Genomic DNA, 23,754 nt, shown 5'->3' with positions numbered 1-23,754 from the left:
GGCGCGCCGTCGCCGCTATATTACTTGGATCAGATGTTGCTGTCGATGAAAGCGGTCAGCGGACCCTTGGCGACGGCGCCCACTTTCTGGGCTGCGACCTGGCCGTTCTTGAACAGGATCAGGGTCGGGATGCCGCGGATGCCGAACTGGGCCGGCACGGCCTGGTTCGCGTCGACGTCCATCTTGGCGATCGTGATCTTGCCTGCATATTCCTTGGCCACTTCTTCCAGGATCGGGGCAATCATCTTGCAAGGACCGCACCACTCGGCCCAGAAATCGACCAGCACCGGCTGCTCGGACTTGAGCACGTCGGCTTCGAAGGATGCATCGCTGATGTGTTTGATGTTTTCGCTCATGGTTTCCTCAATGTGAGGTAAGAATCGTTATTAACGCCTTGAGACAAGTCATGCGGGACGTCTCGACCGGCTACCGTGTGTACTGCCTTGCCAATATTGCTGCTACACAATGGTGGAGGCACTGTGTGCGAATTTCAATATTGGAAGAACGGCAAGAGGGTGTCAGGCGGGGAATGAGGCGAATAATACCCCATTTTTTTAAAAAGTGTTCAGGGCCTTGTACAAAATCTCAACATTCCAGCGCATGACGCAATTGCTCGGGCGTGAGCGGCTTGCGGAACGAGCCCACTACCCGCAGGCCGAGGGCGCGCGCCAGTTCGGCGGCCGCCTCGCGCACTTCGTCCTCGAGCGCCGACAGCAGGATCACCCTGCCGGCATAGCCAAGGCTGGCCGCGGCCTGCAGGAACTCGATGCCGTCCATCTCGGGCAGCACCAGGTCGCAGATCAGGACGTCGGGCATGGCTTCGTCGAGCCGGGCCAGGGCCTGGCGCGCATCGAGTTCGAGGACGATCTGGCACGGGCCGCAGGTCGCCAGCATCTCGCGCATGACTTCCAGCAGCAGATGGTCGTCGTCGAGCACCAGCACGCGCAGTTGCGCGAAAGGCGGGTCGGCGGCGTCGGGAGGCATGGGCGACATTGGCTGGAATGGGACAATCGGATCGACGGCCATTATCGCGAAAAACTGGCAAGCCGGGTTGTCCGAAACCGCATTTATTTATCAAACACTGCCGGTGAAGCGCGCCAGGTGTCCCGGATGCCACATGGTGGCCACTGACGCCACCCGGCCGGCCGAGGTGGTGCGCCGGTGCAGCACCAGGCACGGGGCGCCGGCCGCGATCGCCAGCAGGCGCGCCTCTTCCGCCGGCGCCGGCTGGGCCTCTATCGTATAGCTGGCCCCCTGCAACGGCGCGGCCGCCATCAGGTGCTCGTTGGGCGTGATGCGCGCAAAATCCTGCTCCAGGTAGGCCGGGGCGCAGGCCGGGTTGACCCAGCGGTCCTCGAGCTGGACCGGCGTCTCGTTCTCGAAGTGGACGATCAGCGAATGGAACAGGGTGGCGCCCGGCTCCTGGTCGAACTCGGCGGCCAGCGTGTCGTCGGCGCTTCTTGCCTCCAGCGCCAGCACGCGGCTGGCGTGCAGCTTGCCGCGCGCGCGGATCTCGTCGGCGATGTTGCGGATCTCGACCAGGGTGCCCTGGTACTTCTGGGGAGCCACATAGGTGCCCGAGCCCTGGCGCCGCACCAGCACCTGCTCGGCCGTGAGTTCGCGCACGGCGCGGTTGACGGTCATGCGCGAGACGCCGAACTGGCGCACCAGCGCCTGCTCCGACGGCACCAGCTCGCCCTCTTTCCAACGGCCGGAGGCGATTTCGCCAACCAGATAATCCTTGATCTGCTGGAAAATGGGCGACTTTTCCTGCATGCTGTCTTGCGCGGTCTGTGCTTCCAAACTCAATCTCCGAATGCCTGGCCTGTCGTGGCCACGCCCGATTCTAGCATCGGGGATTCGAAAGCAAGACCCGGAGTGCGGCCTGGCGGCATCGGCTTCAGGATGGCGCTATTGCTGAAGGAGGACACCATCATGACGACATTGGATAGCGACGAGATCGACAGTATCGGCGACGATGCGCGCTGGGACGCCGTACAGCGGCGCGATGCCGGCGCCGACGGCAGTTTTTATTATTCGGTGCGCACCACCGGCGTCTATTGCCGGCCCTCGTGCCCGTCGCGCGGGGCCAAGCGCGCTAACGTCGCCTTCCACGCCAGCAGCCAGGCGGCCGAGGCGGCGGGCTTCCGGCCCTGCCTGCGCTGCGCGCCGCACCTGCCGCCGCTGGCCGAGCGCCAGGCGGACGCGGTGGCGCGCGCCTGCCGCCTGATCGAGGAATCGGAGGACGAACCGGATCTGGATGCGCTGGCCCAGGCCGCCGGCATGAGCCGCTTCCACTTCCACCGCGTGTTCAAGGCCCGCACCGGGATCACGCCCAAGGCCTATGCGGCGGCCAGGCGCGGCGCCCGGGTGCGCCAGGAACTGACGGGGGGCGCCACGGTCACCGACGCCCTGTACGGCGCCGGCTATGGCTCCAGCGGTCGCTTCTATGCGGCGTCGAACGAGGTGCTGGGCATGCAGCCGTCGAACTACCGCGCCGGCGGGCAGGGCGAAACGATCCGCTTCGCCGTGGCCGAATGCTCGCTGGGCGCCACCTTGGTCGCGGCCACCGAACGCGGCATCTGCGCGATCCTGATCGGCGACCAGCCGGAACCGCTGCTGGAAGACCTGCAGGCGCGCTTTCCCAGGGCCGAGCTGCGCGGCGCCGAAGAAGGCTTCGAGCGCACCGTGGCGCTGGTGATCGGCCTGGTCGAGGAACCGCGCATCGGCCCGTCCCTGGACCTGCCGCTCGACGTGCGCGGCACCGCCTTCCAGCAGCGCGTGTGGCAGGCCCTGCGCGCGATTCCCCCGGGCCAGACCGTGACCTATGCCGAACTGGCCGAACGGGTCGGCCTGCCCGATGGCGCGCGCGCCGTGGCCGGCGCCTGCGCCGCCAATCCGGTGGCGGTGGCGATTCCCTGCCACCGCGTGGTGCGTACCGGCGGCGCGCTGTCCGGCTACCGCTGGGGCATCGAGCGCAAGCGCGCGCTGCTCGAGCGCGAGGCGCAGCAGTGACCGTCATCGATTGGGATGACGTCGGCGCCCAGCTCGACGACGCCGGCTGCGCCGTGATGCCGGGCCTGCTCGATGCGCGCCACTGCGCGCGCTTCATTGCCGCCTACGACGAGCCGCAGCGCTTTCGCAGCCGGGTGGTGATGGAGCGCCACGGCTTCGGCCGCGGCGAATACCAGTATTTCGGGTATCCGCTGCCGGAGCCGCTGTCCGCGTTGCGCGCCACTCTGTATCCGCCGCTGGCGCGCATCGCCAACCGCTGGCAGGCCGCGCTCGGGCTGGACGCGCGCTTTCCAGGCGAGCATGCCGACTTTCTCGCGCAATGCCATGCGGCAGGCCAGCTGCGCCCGACCCCGCTGCTGCTGCGCTACCGCGCCGGCGACTACAACTGCCTGCACCAGGACCTGTATGGCGAGCAGGTGTTTCCGCTGCAGGTGGCGGTGCTGCTGTCGCGTCCCGGCGAGGATTTCACGGGCGGCGAATTCGTGCTCACCGAGCAGCGGCCGCGCATGCAGTCGCGCGCCGAAGTCGTGAGCCTGAATCAGGGCGACGCCGTCGTGTTCGCCGTCAACCAGCGGCCGGTGCAGGGCACGCGCGGCGTCTACCGGGTGGCGATGCGGCATGGCGTCAGCCGCGTGCGGCAGGGCCTGCGCCATACCTTGGGGATCATCTTCCACGACGCCACCTGAAGGGCTGCCGCCCTCATGCAGTACACTCTCCACACCGTGCCCACGAAGCGCGGAAAACCATCTATCGGAGAGAAGAAAAAGCATGCGCGCGCGCCAGATTTCCCTGCAGTGTTCCCTATTTGTCCTGGCTGCCCTCGGCAGCCTGTCGGCACACGCCGACACCCTGGTCGACAACGCCAACGGCTATACCCTGAACGGGAAGGGTGAGCTGGTCCAGTTCACGGCGATCGCCTTCGACGACAAGGGCCGCATCATCGCCGTCGGCAGTGGCGCCGACGTCGCCGCCAAGGCTCCAAATGCGAAGCGCATCGACATGGGAGGCCGCACCCTGCTGCCCGGCCTGATCGACGCCCACGGCCACGTGTTCGGCCTGGGCCAGCAACTGACCCAGCTCGACCTGTTCCACAGCACGTCGCTCGACGGCGCCCTGAAGTCGATCGGCGGCTATGCGCGCGCCAACCCAAGCCACGCCTGGATCCGCGGCCGCGGCTGGAACCAGGAGAACTGGAAGCTGGGCCGCTTCCCGACGGCGAAGGAGCTTGATGGCGTCGTCGCCGACCGCCCGGTATGGCTGGAGCGCGTCGACGGCCACGCCGGCTGGACCAATAGCCGCGGCCTGGCGCTGGCCGGCATCACCAGGTCGACCCCGGACCCGGTCGGCGGCAAGATCGTGCGCGACGCCAACGGCGAGGCGACCGGCGTGCTGGTCGACACCGCCCAGGAATTGCTGACCAAGGTGCTGCCGCAGCAGACCGAGGCCGAGGGTCGCGTCATGCTCGACCGCGCACTGGGCGAACTGGCGCGCGTGGGCCTGACCAGCGTGCACGACGCCGGCGTCGACGTGGCCCAGGACCGCCTGTACCGCGCCTATGCCGACGACGGCAAGCTGACCACCCGCGTGTACGGCATGATCGCCGGCACCGACAAGGACTTCGACCAGCTGGCGGTGAAAGGCCCGCTGAAGGACTACGGCAACGGCATGTATGCGCTGCGTTCCGTAAAACTGTACTCGGACGGCGCCCTGGGCAGCCGCGGCGCGGCCCTGATCAAGCCCTACAGCGACGAATCGCACTCGCACGGCCTGCTGTTCTACAAGACCGCGCAGATGGACGCGATGATGGCCAAGGCCATGCGCAAGGGCTACCAGGTCAACGTCCACGCGATCGGCGACGCCGGCAACAAGCAGATCCTCGACATCTACCAGAAGGAGTTGAAGGCGACGGGCAGCGCGGCGCAACGCCACCGCATCGAGCACGCCCAGGTCGTGACCCCGGCCGACATCCCGCGCTTCAAGACGCTGGACATCATTCCGTCGATGCAGCCGACCCACGCGACCTCGGACAAGAACATGGCCGAGACCCGCATCGGACCCGATCGCATCAAGGGCGCCTACGCCTGGCGCAGCTTCCTGCACCAGGGCTCGCGCATCGCCTGCGGTTCGGATTTCCCGGTCGAGTCGCCGAATCCGTTCTTCGGCATCCACGCCGCCGTCACGCGCCAGGATGCGCAAGGGCAGCCGGTGGCCGGCTGGTATCCGAACCAGGCGATGTCGCTCAAGGAAGCCTTCCGCTGCTTCACGCTGGATGCGGCCTGGGCCGGGCATCAGGAGAAAGACCTGGGTTCGCTGGAGCCGGGCAAGCAGGCCGACTTCATCGTGATCGACCAGGACCTGTTCCGCATGCCGACCTACGACATCCACAAGACCGGCGTGCTGGAAACCTGGGTGGCGGGACGCCAGGTCTTCAAGAAATGATTTGACGAGGTTGTATAGACAACCTAGACTTCAGAGCAGCTTTGCGGCGCGCGGATAGCGCGCGCCGTATCCCCGACCGAAGGAGCCGCCATGTCCCAAGATACCCGTCCTCTCGACGACCCGCGTTTCGACCCGACCCGCGTCATTCAAGCGCCACGCGGCAACCAGCTCAGCTGCAAGAGCTGGCTGACCGAAGCCGCCTACCGCATGATCCAGAACAACCTCGACGCCGAGGTCGCGGAAAACCCGCAGCGCCTGGTGGTCTACGGCGGCATCGGCCGCGCCGCCCGCAACTGGGAATGCTATGACCAGATCCTGGCCTCGCTGCGCGCGCTCGAGGATGACCAGACCCTCCTGATCCAGTCCGGCAAGCCGGTCGGCGTGTTCCAGACCCACCCGGATGCGCCGCGCGTGCTGCTGGCGAACTCGAACCTGGTGCCGAAATGGGCCGACTGGGAACATTTCAATGAACTCGATCGCAAGGGCCTGTTCATGTACGGCCAGATGACGGCCGGCAGCTGGATCTATATCGGCACCCAGGGCATCGTGCAGGGCACTTATGAAACCTTCGCCGAGGCGGGCCGCCAGCACTTCGGTGGCGATATGGCCGGCCGCTGGGTGTTGACGGCGGGCCTGGGCGGCATGGGCGGCGCCCAGCCGCTGGCCGCCACCTTCGCCGGCGCCGTCTCGCTGACCGTCGAATGCCAGCAGAGCAGCATCGACTTCCGCCTGCGCACCCGCTACCTGGACAAGCAGGCGCGCGACATCGACGAAGCGCTCGCCATGATCCGCCAGCACAAGGACGCGCGCGAGGCCATCTCGATCGGCCTGCTCGGCAATGCGGCCGAGGTGCTGCCGGAACTGGTGCGCCGCGCGAAAGAGGGCGGCCTGGCGCCGGATCTCGTCACCGACCAGACTTCGGCCCATGACCTGATCAACGGCTATCTGCCGATCGGCTGGAGCGTCGAACAGTGGAAGGCGGCGCAGGCGGACCCGGGCCAGCATGCGCGCCTGAAGGCCGAAGCGGCGGCATCGTGCGCGATCCACGTGCGCGCCATCCTCGACTTCAAGGCGCTCGGCGCCCACGCCGTCGACTACGGCAACAATATCCGCCAGGTGGCCAAGGACGAGGGCGTGCAGGATGCCTTCGACTTCCCGGGCTTCGTGCCGGCTTATATCAGGCCGCAGTTCTGCGAGGGCCGCGGCCCGTTCCGCTGGGTGGCGCTGTCAGGCGACCCGGAAGACATTTATAAAACCGACGCCAGGATCAAGGAGCTGTTCCCGCACGACGCGCGGGTGCACCGCTGGCTCGACATGGCGCGCGAACGGATCGCCTTCCAGGGCCTGCCGGCGCGCATCTGCTGGCTGGGCCTGGGCGAGCGCCACCTGGCCGGCCTGGCCTTCAACGAGATGGTGCGCACGGGCGAGCTGAAGGCGCCGGTGGTGATCGGCCGCGACCACCTCGACACCGGCTCGGTGGCCAGCCCGAACCGCGAGACCGAGGCGATGCGCGACGGCACCGATGCCGTCTCGGACTGGCCGCTGCTGAACGCCTTGCTGAACACGGCCGGCGGCGCCACCTGGGTCTCGCTGCACCACGGCGGCGGCGTGGGCATGGGCTACTCGCAGCATTCCGGCGTGGTGATCGTGGCCGACGGCACCGAGGCCGCGGCGAAACGCCTGGCAAGGGTGCTGGTGAACGACAGCGCCTCGGGCGTGATGCGCCACGCCGACGCCGGCTATGACAGCGCCATCGACTGCGCCAAGCGCAATGGCCTGAACCTTCCAATGATCAAATAAACCCAGCAGCGACCATGAACGACACTCTTCAACGCCTCACCCTGCAACCCGGCGCACTGGCGCTCAGCGACCTGCGCGCCGTCTGGGGCGGCCACCAGCGACTGGACCTGGCGGCCAAGGCATGGGACGACATCGCGGCCTCCGCCGCCACCGTGGACGCCATCGTCGCCAAGGGCGACCCGGCCTATGGCATCAACACCGGCTTCGGCATCCTGGCCAAGGCCCATATTCCCAACGACCAGCTGGCCACCCTGCAGCGCAACCTGATCCTGTCGCATGCGGTCGGCACCGGTGAGCTTCTTTCGGACACCATCGTGCGCCTGATCCTGCTGACCAAGATCGGCAGCCTGGCGCGCGGCTATTCGGGCGTGCGTCCGATCATCGTCGAGACTCTGGTCGCCCTGTACAACGCCAACATCATGCCGGCGATTCCCTCGCAGGGTTCGGTCGGCGCCTCGGGCGACCTGGCGCCGCTGGCCCATATGACGCTGGCGATGCTGGGCGTGGGCCAGGTGCGCCACGATGGCGTGCTGGTGGAAGCCGTCGACGCATTGCGCGCGGCCGGCATCGAACCGGTGACGCTGGCGGCGAAGGAGGGCCTGGCCCTGATCAACGGCACGCAAGTCTCGACCGCGCTGGCGCTGCATGGCCTGTTCATGGCCGAACGCCTGCTGGAGGCGGCGATGGTCACCGGCTCGCTGTCGGTCGATGCGGCGCGCGGCAGCGATGCGCCGTTCGATCCGCGCATCCACGCGGTGCGCGGCCAGCCGGGCCAGATCGCGGCGGCGAAGATCTACCGCGAACTGGTGGCGGGCAGCGCGATCCGCGCCTCGCACCTGGTGGGCGACGAGCGGGTGCAGGACCCGTACAGCCTGCGCTGCCAGCCGCAGGTGATGGGCGCCGTGATGGACCTGATCGCCAATGCCGGCCGCACCCTGCTGATCGAGGCGAACGCCGTGACCGACAATCCGCTCTTGTTCGAGGGCGGAGAGATCATTTCTGGCGGCAACTTCCACGCCGAGCCGGTGGCCTTCGCCGCCGACACGCTGGCGCTGGCGATCGCCGAGATCGGCGCGTTGGCCGAGCGCCGCATCGCGCTGCTGATCGACGCCAACCTGTCCGGCCTGCCGGCCTTCCTGGTGCGCGAACCGGGGCTGAACTCGGGCTTCATGATCGCCCACGTGACCGCCGCCGCGCTGGCCTCCGAAAACAAGTCGCTGGCCCATCCGGCCAGCGTCGACAGCCTGCCGACGTCGGCCAACCAGGAAGACCACGTGAGCATGGCGACCTTCGCTGCGCGCCGTCTCGACCAGATGGCGCACAATACGGCGGTCATCGTCGGGATCGAGCTGCTGGCAGCAAGCCAGGGCATCGAATTCCACCGCCCCTTGAAAAGCTCCGAGACGCTGGAATCGGTGCATGCCCAGCTGCGCCAGCACGTCGCGCCCTACGATGCCGACCGCTTCTTCGCGCCCGATATCGAGGCCGCGCGCAGGTTGGTGGTCGACGGCGCGCTGTCGGCGTCGTGCAAGGAGTTGTTCACCGTACTGCACCCGTAAACACAAAGGAGGCAAGATGGAGTTCCGGTTCAAGGCAGGCAGGCTTCCCATGCTGGTGTCGATGCCGCATGCGGGCACTGACATCCCCGACGAGGTGGCGGACACGCTGGCGCCCTGCGCCGCGGCGCGCGCCGACACCGACTGGCACTTGCCGGAACTGTACGGCTTCCTGGAAGAGATGGGCATCTCGACCATCTCGGCGCGCTGGTCGCGCTACCTGATCGACCTGAACCGCCCGCCAGAGAACACCAACCTGTATCCGGGCCTGGACACGACCGGCCTGTGCCCGCTCGACACCTTCGGGCGCGAACGTCTTTACCGGGAGGGCATGGAGCCCGACCAGGCCGAGGTAGGGCGGCGCCTGGAACGCTACTGGCGGCCATATCACGCGCAACTGCGCGCCGAACTCGATCGCCTGAAAGCCGAACATGGCCGCGTGGTGCTGTGGGAAGCGCATTCGATCGCCTCGATCGTGCCGCGCTTTTTCGAGGGCAAGCTGCCCGACCTGAACTTCGGCACCGCCGAAGGCAAGTCGTGCGACCCGGGACTGGAGGAGGCGGTCCTGGGCGTGGCGCGCGCCCAGGAGCGCTACACGATCGCCCTGAACGGCCGCTTCAAGGGCGGCCATATCACGCGCCACTACGGCCAGCCGCCGCACGGCGTGCATGCGATCCAGCTCGAGAAATGCCAGTGCCTGTACATGGACGAGGCGCCGCCGTTCGACTATCGCCCTGACGTCGCCGCTCAGTTGCAACCGCTGCTGCGCGACATGGTCATGGCCGCGGTGAACTGGGTGCGTCCATGACGACAGCCCTGTTCGCGCGCCATGCGCTGCTGCCGCAAGGCTGGCAGCGCGACGTCCTGCTCGAATGGGATGCGCACGGCGACCTGACCCGGGTGGCGCCCGGCGCCACCGCTTCCCCCGGCATGCGGCAGGCGCAATACGTCCTGCCCGGCATGGTCAACCTGCATTCGCACGCCTTCCAGCGCGCGCTGGGCGGCCTGACCGAACGCGCCGGCGACGGGCCGGACAGCTTCTGGACCTGGCGCGACCTGATGTACCGCTTCGCCGCCCGCATCACCCCAGGCCAGATCGAGGCCATCGCGGCCCAGCTGTTCGCCGAGTGCCTGCGCCACGGCTACACCTCGGTGTGCGAGTTCCACTACCTGCAGCGCGACGCCGACGGCGCCGCCTATGCGCGGCCGGCCGAGACGGCCGAGCGGGTGGCCGCGGCGGGACAGGCGACCGGCATGGGATTGACCCTGCTGCCGGTGCTGTACAGCCATGCGGGCTTCGGCGAAAAGCCGCTGGCGCCGGCGCAGGCGCGCTTTCGCACGGACGTCGACGAGGTGCTCGGCATCGTCGAGGCCCTGGGCCCGCTGCGCGGCGGCCAGCTGGAAGTCGGCGCCGCGCCGCACTCGCTGCGCGCCGCCACCATCGATCAGATCCGGGCGCTGGCGGGCGGCTTGCCGCCGGGGCGTCCGCTGCACATCCACATCGCCGAGCAGCAGGGCGAGGTGGCGCAGTGCCTGGCGCATGCCGGCCGGCGCCCGGTCGAATACCTGATGGACCACGTCGCGCTCGATGCGCGCTGGTGCCTGGTGCACGCGACCCATTTGAACGAGAACGAAGTCGTGGCGCTGGCAAGCAGCGGCGCGGTGGCCGGCCTGTGCCCGACCACCGAGGCCAACCTGGGCGACGGCCTGTTCCCGCTGGCGCCCTTCATCGAGGCGGGCGGGCGCTTCGGCGTCGGCAGCGACAGCCACGTGTCGCAAAGCCCGGTCGAAGAGCTGCGCTGGCTCGAGTACGGCCAGCGTCTGTTGCACCAGCAACGCAACGTGGCGCACACCCGTGAACGGCGCGACGTGGGCGACTATCTGTGGCAGGCGGCGCTGCAGGGCGGCGCGCTGGCGACGGGGCGCCGCGTCGGCCTGCTCGAGGCCGGCCGGCGCGCCGACCTGCTGGTGCTGGACGAGCAGCATCCGAACCTCGATGGCGTGATTGAATCCGAAGTGCTCGGACGTGTTGTATTCTGTGGCAACGACAACCTGGTGCGCGACGTGCTGTGCGGCGGCCGCTGGGTGGTGGAGGACGGGCGCCACATGGCGCAGGACGAGGTCGCCCAGCGCTACCGCCAGGCGCTCAGGGATTTGCGCGCAGTGACCCAGGAGGTGTGAAATGACAGTCTTGATTCCGTTTGCAGGCTTGGCCCCGGCGCCGTGGAAGAACGGCGGCGGCAGCACGATCGAGATCGCGATCGGCCCGCCGGACGCCGGCTTCGACGATTTCGACTGGCGCGTCAGCCTGGCGACCATCGCCGAGGACGGCGCGTTCTCGCGCTTCCCCGGCGTCGACCGCACCCTGGCGCTGGTCGACGGCCATGGCCTGACCTTGCAGATCGACGGCGAGCCGACCCTGATCAGCGACGCCGAACCGGTGATCGCGTTCGACGGCGATTCCGAGGTGCAGGCGCGGCTCAATCGCGGGCCGACCCTGGACTTCAACGTCATGTCGCGCAGCGAGCGCTGCTGGCACCAGTTCGGGCGGCGGCGCCTGAGCGGCGACTCCACCTTCGTCGCGCGCGCCGAGGTGACGGTGCTGTTCCTGGCCGAGGGCGACAGCCTGCAGCTGGCCAGCGACGACGAGCGCATCGGCCTGGTGCGCTACGACGCCGTGATCCTCGACCAGGGCACGGTGTGGTCGCTGGAAGCGGGGCAGGCCACGATCTTCATCGTCGACGTCCACTATTATTCGGAAGACGACGACGCAGAGATGTATGACTGACCTGCTCTTCACCAACGTCCACCTGGCGACGATGGAGGACGGCTACGGCGAGCTGCCGGACGCCGCGCTGGCGGTGAAGGATGGCCGCATCGCCTGGATCGGCAAGCGCCTTGATGCCCCGCCGGCAAGCCGGGTGCACGATTGCGGCGGCGCCTGGATGACGCCGGGCCTGGTCGACTGCCATACCCACGTGGTCCACGCCGGCAACCGCAGCAACGAGTGGGAAGCGCGCCTGAACGGCGCCACCTATGAAGACATCGCGCGCCAGGGCGGCGGCATCATGTCCACCGTGCGCGCCACGCGCGCAGCCAGTGTCGACGACCTGGTCGCGGCCAGCCTGCCGCGCGTGCGCGCCCTGCTGGCCGAGGGCGTGACCACGCTCGAGATCAAGTCGGGCTACGGCCTCGAACAGGGCGCCGAAGAACGCATGCTGCGCGCCGCGCGCCGCATCGGCGCGCTGCTGCCGGTGCGGGTGGCGACCACCTTCCTCGGCGCGCACGCGCTGCCGCCGGAATTCGCCGGCCGCCAGGACGACTACGTGACTGAAGTGTGCGAGCGCATGCTGCCGGCGCTCGCCGCGCAAGGCCTGGTCGACGCGGTGGACGCCTTCTGCGAACGGATCGGTTTCACGCGCGCCCAGACCGGGCGCGTGTTCGACGCCGCGCGCAAGCTCGACCTGCCGCTCAAGCTGCACGCCGAGCAGTTGTCGGACCAGGGCGGGGCGGAACTGGTGGCGCGCTACGAAGGCCTGTCGGCCGACCACCTGGAACATCTGAGCCCGCAAGGCATCGCGGCGATGGCGCGCGCCGGCACCGTGGCGGTGCTGCTGCCGGGGGCCTATTACTTCCTGCGCGAGACCGTGATGCCGCCGATCGACGCGCTGCGCGAAGCCGGCGTGCCGATGGCGGTGGCCACCGACTGCAATCCCGGCACCTCGCCGATGACGTCGCTGCTGCTGGCGATGAATATGGCGTGCACCCTGTGGCGCCTGACGCCGCAGGAAGCCCTGCTCGGCGCGACCGCCTATGGCGCGCTGGCCCTGGGCCTGCAGGCCGAGATCGGCACCCTGACGGTCGGCAAGCGCGCCGACCTGGCCTTGTGGAACATCGCCCGTCCCGCCGACCTGGCGTATGCGATCGGCTTCAATCCCTGCCAGGCCGTGGTCAATGGCGGCGTCCTGCGCGCGCCCGGTCTTGCCGTGTAATTTGGCAACACTTGTCCCTTTGTCGCAACACTCGCAGCCACGGTGGGTAAGTGCTTGATCACCCTCAAGCCTGGCTTTCTTGCCTGGCCGATGATGGATTCAACACGCGATAACGACAAACGGTTACTACGGCGGTTACAGCAGTAAGCAAATGTAAGCCTTAATGGATCATTAAGAATGGCCAACTATAGTCATTCATGTGATTCCCATCTCCCCTCCCCATTTGCCAAAATGGGTTTGCCCACGGTGCCAAGGCCCGTGGGTTTTTCTTTCGGGCGTCGCTTTTATTGCGTGCTTCAGCTGCGCTGCGCGAGCGACAGCAGGCTGTCGCCGGTGACGCGGCAGATGCGCCAATCCGGCATGACGTCCGCGCCCATGGCTTGGTAGAACTGGATGGCCGGTTCGTTCCAGTCCAGCACCGACCATTCGAAACGCCCGCAGCCGCGTTCGACCGCCAGCTGCGCCAGGCGTTGCAGCATCTGCGTGCCATAGCCTTTGCCGCGGTGCGCCTGTTTTACATACAGGTCTTCCAGGTACAGGCCCTTCCTGGTGAGGAAGGTCGAGAAGTTATGGAAGAACAGGGCGAAGGTGACGACTTCACCGTTTTCTTCACCGACGATCGCTTCGCACGATGGGCGCGCGCCGAACAGGCCTTCGTGCAGCAGGGCTTCGGTGGCGACCACCATGTGTTCGAGTTTTTCGAACACCGCCAGCTCCACGATCATGGCGTGGATGTGGGCGACGTCTTGCGGCTGGGCGGGGCGGATGGAAAAGGCGGTGTTAACGTTCATGGCGATTCAATGGCATTGTTCAGGTTAGCGGATTGCACGCGCTTGGCGGCAGGCGCGCGCACGGCCCAGGCGACGCTGGCCAGGCACAGCACCATGCCCAGGAATTCGAGCAGGCCAGGGCGGTAGTCTTCGAGCTGAACCGACAGGAGCACCGACAGCACGGGCGTGACGACGCCGATGTAGACGGCCTTGTTGGCGCCGATGCGGCCGATCAGCGTGAAATAGGCGAAGAAGGCGATGACCGAGCCGAAGATCGACAGGTACACCAGGCCCGCCCAGTAGGTGGGGCTCTCGGGCAGGGTAAAGGCATTGCCGTTGGCAAGCGACCATACCGCCACCATCGACGCGCCCCACAACATCGACCAGGCCATCGTCAGCGGCAGGTTGGACGATTGTTCCTTGACCTTGTTGACCACGATGCTGCCGGCCGAGCTGGCCAGGGTGGCGGCCAGCGCCAGCACCACGCCGGCCAGGAAATGGCCGTCGCCGCCCGTCTTCAATTCTTGCCAGGCGTCGCTGATCGAGTGCCAGAACAGCAGGGCCACGCCGACGGTGGCGATGCCGCCGCAGGCCCAGGTGCGTCCCTTGACCTCGGTGCCAAAGAAGATTCGACTCCAGATCGGCGTCCAGAACACCATCAGCGCGAACATCACCGCCACCAGGCCAGAGACGATGTGCTGCTCCGATTCGTAGGTGCAGATATACGAGATGCCGAAGGTCAGCCCGCCCTGCAGCGCCATCCAGCGATGGGTGCGCCAGGGCAGGCGCAGGCTGTCGCGGCGCACCAGGCAGATGGCGAACAGGGCGGCGGCGGCCAGGAAGAAACGGTAGGCCACCGACACGGCGGGAGCGGTGTGTCCCAGCTGTAAGGTGATGGCCCAGAAGGTCGAGCCCCAGATCAGTGAGGCGATGATGAAGAGGACGGGAGAAGACATTCGCGGGAGTATAGTCCTCCCGCTTTGTTCCTGCCGGCATCTTTTACGGCGGCGGGGCGCTCCGCTGTATCAAAAGCGCAACATCGCCGTCGGGTGATCAATAGGCCAGCCGCATTCGCCGATACAGAAAGCTCAGCACGAATAATGGCCCGATCAGCAGGAAGCGCAGGTCGTCGAAGAACGATGGTTTCTTGCCCTCGATATGGTGGCCGATGAATTGCCCGATCCAGGCCAGCACGAACACCCCGATCGAGGTCACCAGCACGGTGCCTTCCGGCAGCATGTTCAGCAGCCCCAGCATCACGGCGGCCATCGCCGCCATCCCAAACGCGAACGGCCTGGACAGCTTGGTGTAATAGACCAGCGCGGCGCCCACGACAGCCAGGGCCACGAACGGATGAATTGCCCACAGAATGCCCAGCAGGCTGAACACGATGGCGGGGATGCAGACGAAGTGGATCAGTTCGTTGACGGGATTGCGGTGGCTCTCGGCATAGCGGGCCAGCAACACGTCGATATCGCGCGACGTAGAGGAAAATTCCATAACGGCGGTCTCCGGTTATTGTGTCGCCGATTCTACGCCCGCTTCAGTCGCCTTGTCCCGTCTGCCGCGCATTCGACGGCAGCGCCGGCACGGGCGCCGCGGTGTCGGCCGGCTGCAGGCGCAGGTTCGGATGGTTCGCGAACAGTTCCGAGATCCATTCGACGAACACCCGCACCTTGGCCGACAGGTGGCGGTTGTGTGGATAGACGACGTGCACCGGCAGCGGGTCGCAGCGCCATTCGGGCAGCAGGCGCACCATCTTGCCGGTGGCCAAGTGCTCGTTGAGCAGATAATCCGTCATATTGATCACGCCCAGCCCCGACAGGCCGGCCTGGATATAAGCGCTCGAATCGTTCAGGGCGATCACGCCGGGCAAGGTCATGTCGATGCGCTCGCCGTCGCGGGTGTAGTCCCAGCTGGAGATCTTGCCATTCCTCGCCGAGAAATAATTCACGCAGCGGTGCCGCTCCAGGTCGCGCGGGTGCATCGGCATGCCGTAGCGTTCCACATAGGCGGGGGAGGCGCAGGTGACGAAGTTGATCACCCCGACCCGACGTGCAATGAGATTGGTATCGAGCAATTCCCCGCCGCGCACGGCGCAATCGACGCCTTCCTCGACCAGGTCGACCGGGCGGTCGGTGGTGCCGAGTTCGAGCGTGATGTCCGGATAGCGCTCGAAGAAGTCGGGCAGGGCGGGAATCAGGATCTCGGCCGACAGGCCGGTCGGCGCATCCACCCGCAGCCGTCCGCTGGGGCTGAAGCGGTGGCGCGACAGCGATTCCTCGGCGTCGCGCACGTCGGACAGGATGCGCACGCAGCGCTCGTAATAGGCGGCGCCGTCCGAGGTCACCGACACATGGCGCGTGGTGCGGTGCAAGAGCTTGGAGGCGAGCGAGGTTTCCAGCGCCTGTACCAGGGTCGACACCGTTGCCTTGGGCAATTGCAGGGTCTCGGCGGCACGCGTGAAGCTGCCGGCGTCGACCACTTGCACGAATACTTCCATGGCCTGGAGTTTGTTCATATCGTCTTCTTCGGATTAAAACAGTGCGATTGTTCAGCAATCCGAACAATCAATTCGGTATTGCCATCTTTATCTGATTGTAGATGAAGACTATTATGTGTGCATCGCAACAATGTATTGACCAGGAAGACGGAGCCGGCCATGAGCCATCGGAACATTCAGAACGGAATCTTTACCACGGTAGCAGTCGCCCTGAGCGGCGTCGCACTGGCGGCACTGCTCTGCACCGATGCCTACTCGCGCGCCGCCGGCGCCGAGGCGCGTGGTTTCCATGCGCTGTCCCTGGAAATGCAGATGAGCTGCGCCGGCGATTGCGCCGACGTCGACGAGCGCATCGTCCAGCTCCAGAAACAGGGAGCCGCCCGATGAGCGCCGTGCTGGACGCCGTCGACCGCAGCCTCAAGGTACGCGACCTCGAGGTAGGCGGCGCCACCGGTCCCCTGGCCGCGCGGCTGTATGCCGCGGGCCCGGTCGCCAAGCGCGACCTGCTGGTGGTGTACTTCCACGGCGGCGGCTTCGACAGCGGCGACCTGGACGAGTGCGACGACTTCCTGCGCAGCCTCGCCGAATGCGACCACCTGCCGCTGGTGCTGGCTTCGACCTATACGCTGGCGACCGTGAGTCCGTTCCCGGCCGCGGTCGAGGACGCCCATGCGGTGCTGCAGTGGGCCAAGAAGAACAAGACCAAGCTGGGCTGGAGCGGCAAGCTCCTGGTGACGGCCGGCATCGAAGCCGGCGCCAACCTGGCGGCGGTATGCGCGCTGATGTCGCGCGACCGCGGCGGCCCGGCCCTGGCCGGCCAGATCCTGGTCATGCCGATGCTCGACCCGGCGCTCTCCACCGGTTCGATGCGCCAGATGACCTATTGCGCCGATCGCGAGAAGGCGGCCACCGTATGCGCGGCCGCCTACCGCGGCTACCTGCCGCATGCGGCCGACCGCTCGCATCCGTATGCGGCGCCGCTGCACTCGAGCCGTCTCAAGAACCTCGCGCCGGCGCTGATCCTGTCGGCCGAAGACGATCCATTACGCGACGAGGCTGAACAATACGGCGCCAAACTGATCAACGCCGGCATTTGCACCACCGTGCGCCGCATGGCCGCACCCGACCTGCAGGATCCGAACGGGCGCAACGAATGCGCCTGCAAGGTGCAGGCGATGCTCGAGATTTCCAGCTTCCTCGCGCGGCTGGAAGGGCGTGGAGGCGCCTGACACCTCAGCATCAACCACCTGATCCCGGCCACGCCGGATACAGCAAGCGTATCGCAAGACACCGTGCCTGGCGCACCGGTGGGGGACCCATTGTAACTGCGTCTCATGCAGTCTTGATGGGTAAGTAAGAGTCAATCGAAAATGGAGGGTCGCCATGAATCACAACGAGCAGGCACAGGGCCGGCAGTTGCACGCAGCGCGCGACTGTCCACGGGGCTAGGCCCGGCGCCGCCGGCATGAACTGACCGGCCGCGTTTCACTTATTTCCTGATTTTTTCCGCGCCACGGCGCGGAAGGGGATGTTTTTCGCCAGCGTTTCGCTCGACTCGACAGGTCGACGACGCCGGACGGGGTTTTATTGTCTTTTCAATCGTCGTTAATAAGAAAGGTTAATCATGAATAACCAGCCAAAACAGGGCAAACTACCGGGCAACCTGCGCGTGATCGTGGCCGCACTGGCGCTCAGTGGACTCGTCGGCGCCGGCCTGACCGGCTGCGCCGACGCCAACAGCAACGATGCACCGGCAGCGCCGCCCGCGCCGCCGGTGTCCGCCGCCGTGGTCGTGCAAAAGCCCGTCCTCGAGACCCAGGAATTCTCGGGCCGCCTGGAAGCGATCGACGTGGTCGAGATCCGTTCGCGCGTCTCGGGCTACATCACCGCCGTCAACTTCAAGCCCGGCGCCGAAGTCAAGAAAGGCGACGTCCTCTTCGTGATCGACCCGCGTCCTTACCAGGCCGAGGCCGACCGCACCCAGGCCGCCGCGGCCGCCGCCCGCGCCAGGGCCGACCTGGCGCGCCTGGAACTGCAGCGCGCCGAGCGCCTGCTGCTTGACAAAGCCATCGCCCAGCGCGAATTCGACGAACGCGACGCCGGCCAGAAGGAGCTCGACGCCAGCGCCCGCGCCGCCGCCGCCGAGTACGAAGCCGCGCGCCTGAACCTGGCCTATACCCGCGTCACCGCGCCGATCGACGGCCGCGTCTCGAAAGCCGAAATCACCCTCGGCAACCTGGTCGATGCCAGCGCCGTGCTGACCTCGGTGGTGTCGCTGGACCGCATCTATGCCAGCTTCGACGGCGACGAAAGCACTTATCTGCGCGTGAGCCGCCGCACCCATGCCGGCCAGCCGGTCGACGTGAAGGTCGGCCTGGCCGGCGAAGAAGGCTTCCCGCACAGCGGCAAGCTGGAATTCGTCGACAACCAGCTCGACAGCCGCAGCGGCAGCGTGCGCATGCGCGCCACCCTGGCCAATGCCGACCGCCAGCTGGCGCCCGGCCTGTTCGCCCGCGTGCAGATCGCCGGCGGCGCGCCGAGCCAGCAGATCTTGATCCAGGACCGCGCCATCAACACCGACCAGGACCGCAAGTTCGTGTACGTGGTCGACAAGGACGGCAAGGCCGAGTACCGCGCCGTCAAGCTCGGACCGCTCGACGATGGCCTGCGCGTGGTGCGCGACGGCTTGAAGCCGGGCGAAAAGATCGTCGTCAACGGCCTGCAGCGCGTGCGTCCCGGCGCGCCGATCGCCGCGCAAACCGTGCCGATGGTGGCCCCTGCGGCCGCAGCCCCGGCAGCCAAGGACGCCAAAGTGGCGCTGGCCGACGTCAAGGAGTAATCGAACATGAACTTTTCCAGATTCTTTGTCGACAAGCCGATCTTCGCGGCGGTGCTGTCGGTGATCATCTTCGTCGGCGGCCTGATTTCGATCTTCCAGCTGCCGATCTCGGAATACCCGGAAGTGGTGCCGCCGTCGGTGGTGGTGCGCGCCCAGTATCCGGGCGCGAACCCGAAGGTGATCGCCGAAACCGTGGCCACGCCACTGGAAGAACAGATCAACGGCGTCGAGGACATGCTGTACATGTCCTCGCAAAACACATCGGACGGCGCGCTGATGCTGACCGTCACCTTCAAGATCGGCACCAACGTCGAGCAGGCCGAGACCGCGGTGCAGAACCGGGTCCAGCGCGCCTTGCCGCGCCTGCCGGAAGAGGTGCGCCAGATCGGCGTGACCACGGTGAAGTCGTCGCCCAACATCACCATGGTGGTGCACCTGAATTCGCCCAACGGTCAATATGATGACCTGTACCTGCGCAACTACGCGGTGCTGAACGTCAAGGACCAGCTGGCCCGCATCGAGGGCATGGGCGAGGTGCAGCTGTTCGGTTCCGGCGAATACGCGATGCGGGTCTGGCTCGATCCGCAGAAGGTGGCCGAGCGTAACCTGACCGCGGGCGACGTGGTCGCGGCGATCCGCGAGCAGAATGTGCAGGTCGCGGCCGGCGTGATCGGCCAGGGGCCGGCCAAGGACGCCGACTTCCAGCTGACCGTCAACACGGTGGGCCGCCTGCAGTCCGTCGAGGAATTCGGCGACATCGTCCTCAAGACCAATGCCGACGGCGGCACGACCCTGCTGAAGGACGTGGCGCGCCTGGAACTCGGTTCCAGCTCGTATGCGCTGCGCTCGCTGCTGAACAACAAGTCGGCGGTGGCGATTCCGATCTTCGCCGCCCCGGGCGCCAACGACCTGCAGTTGTCGGCCAACGTGCGCGCCACGATGGATGCGCTGGCGAAGGACTTCCCGCAGGGCGTCGAGTATTCGATCGTGTATGACCCGACCCAGTTCGTGCGCGAGTCGATCGATTCGGTGATCAAGACCCTGCTCGAAGCCGTGGTGCTGGTGGCGCTGGTCGTCATCATCTTCCTGCAAACCTGGCGCGCTTCGATCATCCCGCTGCTGGCGGTGCCGGTCTCGGTGGTCGGCACCTTCGCCGTGATGCTGGCCTTCGGTTTCTCGATCAACACCTTGTCGCTGTTCGGCCTGGTGCTGGCGATCGGCATCGTGGTCGACGACGCGATCGTGGTGGTGGAAAACGTCGAGCGCAATATCGCCAACGGCTTGACGCCGCATGACGCGACCATCCAGGCGATGAAGGAAGTGAGCGGCCCGATCATCGCGATCGCGCTGGTGCTGTGCGCCGTGTTCGTGCCGATCGCCTTCGTCGCGGGCCTGACCGGCCAGTTCTACCGCCAGTTCGCCCTGACCATCGCGATTTCGACCGTGATTTCGGCCTTCGTGTCGCTGACCCTGGCGCCGGCGCTGTCGGCCTCGATCCTGCAGCCGCATCACGCGCCGAAGGACCGCCTGACGCGCATGATCGACGCAGTCCTGGGGCGTTTCTTTGCGGTGTTCAACCGCTTCTTCGCCCGTTCGTCCGAGAAGTACGAAGGCGGCGTGAAGGGCGTCCTGCGCCGCAAGACCGCCGCCATCGGCGTCTACCTGGCGCTGGCCGTGGCCGCAGTGTTCATGTTCAAGGCAGTGCCGCCGGGCTTCGTGCCGCAGCAGGATAAAGCCTACCTGATCGGCTTCGCCCAGTTGCCGGACGCCGCTTCGCTCGACCGCACCGAAGCCGTGATCCGCCAGATGTCGGCGATCGCCAAGGAGATCCCGGGCGTGGAATCGTCGATCGCCTTCCCGGGCCTGTCGATCAACGGCTTCACCAATGCGCCGAACGCCGGCATCGTGTTCACCAGCCTGAAGCCGTTCAAGGATCGCAAGGGCAAGGACATGAGCGCGGACGCCATCGCGGCCGAGATCAACAAGCGCATGGGCGCCGTCGAAGACGCCTTCGTGCTGGTGCTGTCGCCACCGCCGGTGAACGGCCTGGGCACCACCGGCGGCTTCAAGATGATGATCGAAGACCGCGGCAACGTCGGCTATGACGAGTTGAACAACGCGGTGCAGGCGCTGCAGGCACGCGCCTGGCAGACCCCGGAGCTGGCCGGCGTGTTCTCGGGCTTCCAGATCAACGTGCCGCAGCTGTTCGCCGACATCGACCGCGTGAAAGCCAAGCAGCTGGGCGTGCCGCTGTCCGAGATCAACCAGACCTTGCAGGTCAACCTGGGTTCGGTGTACGTCAACGACTTCAACCAGTTCGGCCGTACCTACCAGGTGCGCGTGCAGGCCGACGCCGAGTTCCGTTCGCACCGCGAGCAGATCGAGCAGCTGAAGGTGCGCAGCAACAGCGGCGAGATGATTCCGCTGTCGTCGGTGATGCGCGTGAAGGACACCTATGGTCCGGACCGCGTGACGCGTTACAACGGCTACGTGTCGGCCGAGATGAATGGCGGCGCGGCGCCCGGCGTGTCGTCGGGCCAGGCGCAAGCCATCATGGAACAGATCGCGAAAGAGACGCTGCCGAAGGGCGTGTCGTACGAATGGACCGAGCTGACCTACCAGGACATCCTGTCGGGTAACACCATGATCTATGTGTTCCCGCTGTGCGTGCTGCTGGTGTTTCTGGTGCTGGCCGCCCAGTACGAAAGCTGGACCCTGCCGCTGTCGGTGATCCTGATCGTGCCGATGTCCATCCTGTGCGCGCTGGCCGGCGTGAAGCTGTCGGGTGGCGACAACAATGTCTTCACCCAGATCGCCCTGTTCGTGCTGGTGGGGCTGGCCTCGAAGAACGCGATCCTGATCGTGGAATTCGCGCGCGAACTCGAAGACCACGGCCGCAGCGTGATCGACGCCGCCCTGGAGGCAAGCCGCCTGCGTCTGCGTCCGATCCTGATGACGTCGATCGCCTTCATCGCCGGCGTGGTGCCGCTGGTGTTCTCGAGCGGCGCCGGCGCCGAGATGCGCCACGCGATCGGCATCGCCGTGTTCTGGGGCATGCTGGGCGTGACCTTCTTCGGCCTGTTCCTGACGCCGCTGTTCTACGTGCTGCTGCGCATGCTGGCCAAGCGCTTTGAAAAACCTGCGAAGGCGCCCGCCGTGGCGCACAACGCGGAAGGAGTACATTGAGATGAATAATCCATTCATTCGACGCGGCGTAGCCCCGTTGCTGGCAGCCTTGTTGCTGACCGCCTGCGCCACGCCCGATTTCGTGCAGCCGCAAGTGGCGACCCCGGCCGCCTTCCGCGAATCGCAGGCCCCCAAGGCGGCCGACGTGGAAGTGGCGGGCATCGACGGCGCGCGCTGGAAGCCGGCGCAGCCGGCCGAAGCCCAGTCGCGTGGCCAGTGGTGGCTGGCCTTCAACGACCCGGCGCTCACCGCGCTGATCGAGGAAGCCGCCGCCAACAACGCCAACCTGTCGGTCGCGGCCAGCCGCGTCAAGCAGGCGCGGGCCATCGCCGGCATCGCCGAAGCCGACCGCATTCCGCAAGTGGGCATCGGCATCGGCGCCAAGCGCGCGCGCCTGTCGCCGCTGGAGTCGGGCCAGGCGCAGGGCAGCGATACCGAGGCCCACACCAGCTACACGGCGCGCCTGTCGGCCAGCTACGAGGTCGACCTGTTCGGCCGCGTGGCGGCCAGCGTGTCGGCGGCGCGCGGCGACGCGGCAACCTCCGAGGCGAACTTCCGCTCGGTGCTGCTGGCGCTGCAGGCCGACGTGGCCCAGACCTATTTCAGGCTGCGCGCGCTGGACGCCGAACTCGTGACGGTGGACCAGACCGTGCGCCTGCGCGAAGAGAGCGTGAAGGTGACCCAGCGCCGCTTCGACCTGGGCGACATCGGCGAATTCGACCTGTCGCGCGCCCGCACCGAGCTGGCCACGGCGCGCGCCGAGGCGATCGGCGTGCAGCGCCAGCGCGCCACCACCGAGCACGCGCTTGCCGTCTTGCTGGGCAAACCGGCGGCCGACTACGTGGCCGGCCCGAGCCCGCTGCTCGATGCGAGCCTGATGCCGGCGATTCCTGCCGGCCTGCCGTCGTCGCTGCTGGAGCGCCGGCCCGACATCGTCGCCGCCCAGCGCGCGATGGAAGCGGCCAACGCCCGCATCGGCGTGGCGCGCGGCGCCATGTTCCCGGCGCTGACCATCAGCGCCGACGGCGGCGGCGTGGGCAGCGTGTTCTCCGAGGTCTTCAAATGGAGCAGCCGTTCATGGGTGGTCGGCGCGCTGGCCTCCATGCCGCTGATCGACGGTGGCCGCAACCGCAACAACGTGGTGCGCAGCGAAGCCGCGCTCGAGGAATCGGTCGGCGCCTACCGCCAGAGCGTGCTGGTGGCGTTCGCCGAAGTCGAGGACAGCCTGGCCGGCCTGCGCATCCTGGCCGGCCAGTCGGCCCAGATCGACGCCGCCGTGGTCTCGGCGCGCCGTTCGGCCGACCTGGCGCAGAAGCTGTATGACGCGGGCCGGTCGAGCTACCTGGAACTGCTCGACGCGCAGCGCAACCTGGCGGCAGTGGAACGCAGCGCGGTGCAGCTACGCGGTGACCGTGCGCTGACCACCGTGGCGCTGATCCGGTCGCTGGGCGGCGGCTGGGATGCGCCGCAGGCGGAAAGCACGACGCTGGCCCAGCGTTGATCTGATTCCTTACCTCCTGGCAGATTGTTTGCCCTTTGCGGCGGTGCGTGCGAGCGTACCGCCGCTTTTTTTTGCTTGGTGTAGCAAAACTACACATTTCACCCGGATTCAATTGACACATTGAGGAGGCGGGACGAGACTTTCCCTGCCGAG

The 23,754-nt window shown here is 66.9% G+C and carries 21 protein-coding genes; 14 read left to right on the top strand and 7 right to left on the bottom strand.

The features are described 5' to 3' along the window. Positions 1-29: 29 nt before the first annotated feature. The 3 genes from trxA to hutC form a co-directional block, all read right to left on the bottom strand. The gene (trxA, locus tag KY496_RS15680) at positions 30-356 is read right to left on the bottom strand and encodes a thioredoxin TrxA (protein ID WP_005665082.1); all 327 of its coding nucleotides are present in this window, start codon (positions 354-356) and stop codon (positions 30-32) included. 229 nt (positions 357-585) lie between these two features. Beyond that, positions 586-984 (bottom strand): response regulator, encoded by a 399-nt coding sequence (locus tag KY496_RS15675; protein WP_005665084.1) that lies wholly within the window; start codon positions 982-984, stop codon positions 586-588. Positions 985-1,074: 90 nt separating this feature from the next. Then, positions 1,075-1,776, bottom strand: a complete 702-nt coding sequence (hutC, locus tag KY496_RS15670) for a histidine utilization repressor (RefSeq protein ID WP_005665086.1) — start codon at positions 1,774-1,776, stop codon at positions 1,075-1,077. A 159-nt stretch (positions 1,777-1,935) separates the two neighbouring features. Here hutC and ada point away from each other — a divergent pair, with 159 nt between their 5' ends. From ada to hutI, 9 genes are all read left to right on the top strand, one after another. Beyond that, positions 1,936-3,015 carry a bifunctional DNA-binding transcriptional regulator/O6-methylguanine-DNA methyltransferase Ada gene (gene ada, locus KY496_RS15665; protein WP_219861449.1) on the top strand — a complete coding sequence of 360 codons (1,080 nt, stop codon included), beginning with the start codon at positions 1,936-1,938 and terminating at the stop codon, positions 3,013-3,015. 56 nt (positions 3,016-3,071) lie between these two features. Then, positions 3,072-3,701: a 2OG-Fe(II) oxygenase gene (locus KY496_RS15660; protein WP_229520543.1), complete on the top strand. Its 630-nt coding sequence runs from the start codon at positions 3,072-3,074 to the stop codon at positions 3,699-3,701. An 82-nt stretch (positions 3,702-3,783) separates the two neighbouring features. Further along, positions 3,784-5,454 (top strand): amidohydrolase, encoded by a 1,671-nt coding sequence (locus KY496_RS15655; RefSeq protein WP_219861446.1) that lies wholly within the window; start codon positions 3,784-3,786, stop codon positions 5,452-5,454. A 90-nt stretch (positions 5,455-5,544) separates the two neighbouring features. Further along, entirely contained in the window at positions 5,545-7,254 is a 1,710-nt protein-coding gene (gene hutU / locus KY496_RS15650) for a urocanate hydratase (RefSeq protein WP_005665094.1), read from the top strand. Between the two features lie 14 nt (positions 7,255-7,268). Beyond that, positions 7,269-8,813: a histidine ammonia-lyase gene (gene hutH / locus KY496_RS15645; protein WP_005665096.1), complete on the top strand. Its 1,545-nt coding sequence runs from the start codon at positions 7,269-7,271 to the stop codon at positions 8,811-8,813. A gap of 16 nt (positions 8,814-8,829) precedes the next feature. Then, positions 8,830-9,618 (top strand): N-formylglutamate deformylase, encoded by a 789-nt coding sequence (hutG, locus tag KY496_RS15640; RefSeq protein ID WP_219861444.1) that lies wholly within the window; start codon positions 8,830-8,832, stop codon positions 9,616-9,618. Further along, the gene (locus KY496_RS15635) at positions 9,615-10,991 is read left to right on the top strand and encodes a formimidoylglutamate deiminase (protein ID WP_219861442.1); all 1,377 of its coding nucleotides are present in this window, start codon (positions 9,615-9,617) and stop codon (positions 10,989-10,991) included. The genes hutG and KY496_RS15635 overlap by 4 nt, the downstream gene beginning before the upstream one ends. 1 nt (position 10,992) lies before the next feature. Continuing rightward, positions 10,993-11,598, top strand: a complete 606-nt coding sequence (locus KY496_RS15630; protein ID WP_005665102.1) for a HutD family protein — start codon at positions 10,993-10,995, stop codon at positions 11,596-11,598. Then, a complete protein-coding gene (hutI, locus tag KY496_RS15625) occupies positions 11,591-12,802 on the top strand; it encodes an imidazolonepropionase (RefSeq protein WP_219861441.1) in 1,212 nt (403 codons plus the stop codon). The genes KY496_RS15630 and hutI overlap by 8 nt, the downstream gene beginning before the upstream one ends. A gap of 296 nt (positions 12,803-13,098) precedes the next feature. On the opposite strand, the gene KY496_RS15620 is transcribed toward hutI, so the two are convergent. From KY496_RS15620 to KY496_RS15605, 4 genes are all read right to left on the bottom strand, one after another. Further along, positions 13,099-13,593: a GNAT family N-acetyltransferase gene (locus KY496_RS15620; protein ID WP_005665106.1), complete on the bottom strand. Its 495-nt coding sequence runs from the start codon at positions 13,591-13,593 to the stop codon at positions 13,099-13,101. Then, positions 13,590-14,528: a DMT family transporter gene (locus KY496_RS15615; protein WP_219861439.1), complete on the bottom strand. Its 939-nt coding sequence runs from the start codon at positions 14,526-14,528 to the stop codon at positions 13,590-13,592. The genes KY496_RS15620 and KY496_RS15615 overlap by 4 nt, the downstream gene beginning before the upstream one ends. Positions 14,529-14,625: 97 nt before the next feature. Continuing rightward, positions 14,626-15,072 carry a DUF962 domain-containing protein gene (locus tag KY496_RS15610; RefSeq protein WP_184236743.1) on the bottom strand — a complete coding sequence of 149 codons (447 nt, stop codon included), beginning with the start codon at positions 15,070-15,072 and terminating at the stop codon, positions 14,626-14,628. 43 nt (positions 15,073-15,115) lie between these two features. After that, a complete protein-coding gene (locus KY496_RS15605) occupies positions 15,116-16,093 on the bottom strand; it encodes a LysR family transcriptional regulator (protein ID WP_184236746.1) in 978 nt (325 codons plus the stop codon). A 141-nt stretch (positions 16,094-16,234) separates the two neighbouring features. Here KY496_RS15605 and KY496_RS15600 point away from each other — a divergent pair, with 141 nt between their 5' ends. The 5 genes from KY496_RS15600 to KY496_RS15580 all read left to right on the top strand — a co-directional run bounded on the left by KY496_RS15600 (position 16,235) and on the right by KY496_RS15580 (position 23,601). Beyond that, complete coding sequence (locus tag KY496_RS15600; protein WP_005665113.1) at positions 16,235-16,462, top strand: hypothetical protein; 228 nt, start codon at positions 16,235-16,237, stop codon at positions 16,460-16,462. Next, positions 16,459-17,304, top strand: coding sequence for an alpha/beta hydrolase (locus KY496_RS15595; RefSeq protein WP_005665114.1), 846 nt, complete (start codon positions 16,459-16,461; stop codon positions 17,302-17,304). Before KY496_RS15600 ends, KY496_RS15595 begins: the two co-directional genes overlap by 4 nt. 395 nt (positions 17,305-17,699) lie before the next feature. Continuing rightward, positions 17,700-18,914, top strand: coding sequence for an efflux RND transporter periplasmic adaptor subunit (locus KY496_RS15590; RefSeq protein ID WP_184236750.1), 1,215 nt, complete (start codon positions 17,700-17,702; stop codon positions 18,912-18,914). 6 nt (positions 18,915-18,920) lie between these two features. After that, positions 18,921-22,100, top strand: coding sequence for an efflux RND transporter permease subunit (locus tag KY496_RS15585; RefSeq protein WP_219861437.1), 3,180 nt, complete (start codon positions 18,921-18,923; stop codon positions 22,098-22,100). A gap of 1 nt (position 22,101) precedes the next feature. Further along, positions 22,102-23,601 carry an efflux transporter outer membrane subunit gene (locus KY496_RS15580; protein ID WP_219861435.1) on the top strand — a complete coding sequence of 500 codons (1,500 nt, stop codon included), beginning with the start codon at positions 22,102-22,104 and terminating at the stop codon, positions 23,599-23,601. Positions 23,602-23,754 lie beyond the last annotated feature (153 nt).

Origin of the sequence: Massilia sp. NP310 (genome assembly GCF_019443485.1) — a bacterium.
GTDB lineage: Bacteria > Pseudomonadota > Gammaproteobacteria > Burkholderiales > Burkholderiaceae_D > Telluria > Telluria timonae.
Note: the sequence above shows the minus strand (reverse complement) of the source record. Positions and strands in the feature narration are given on the sequence as shown.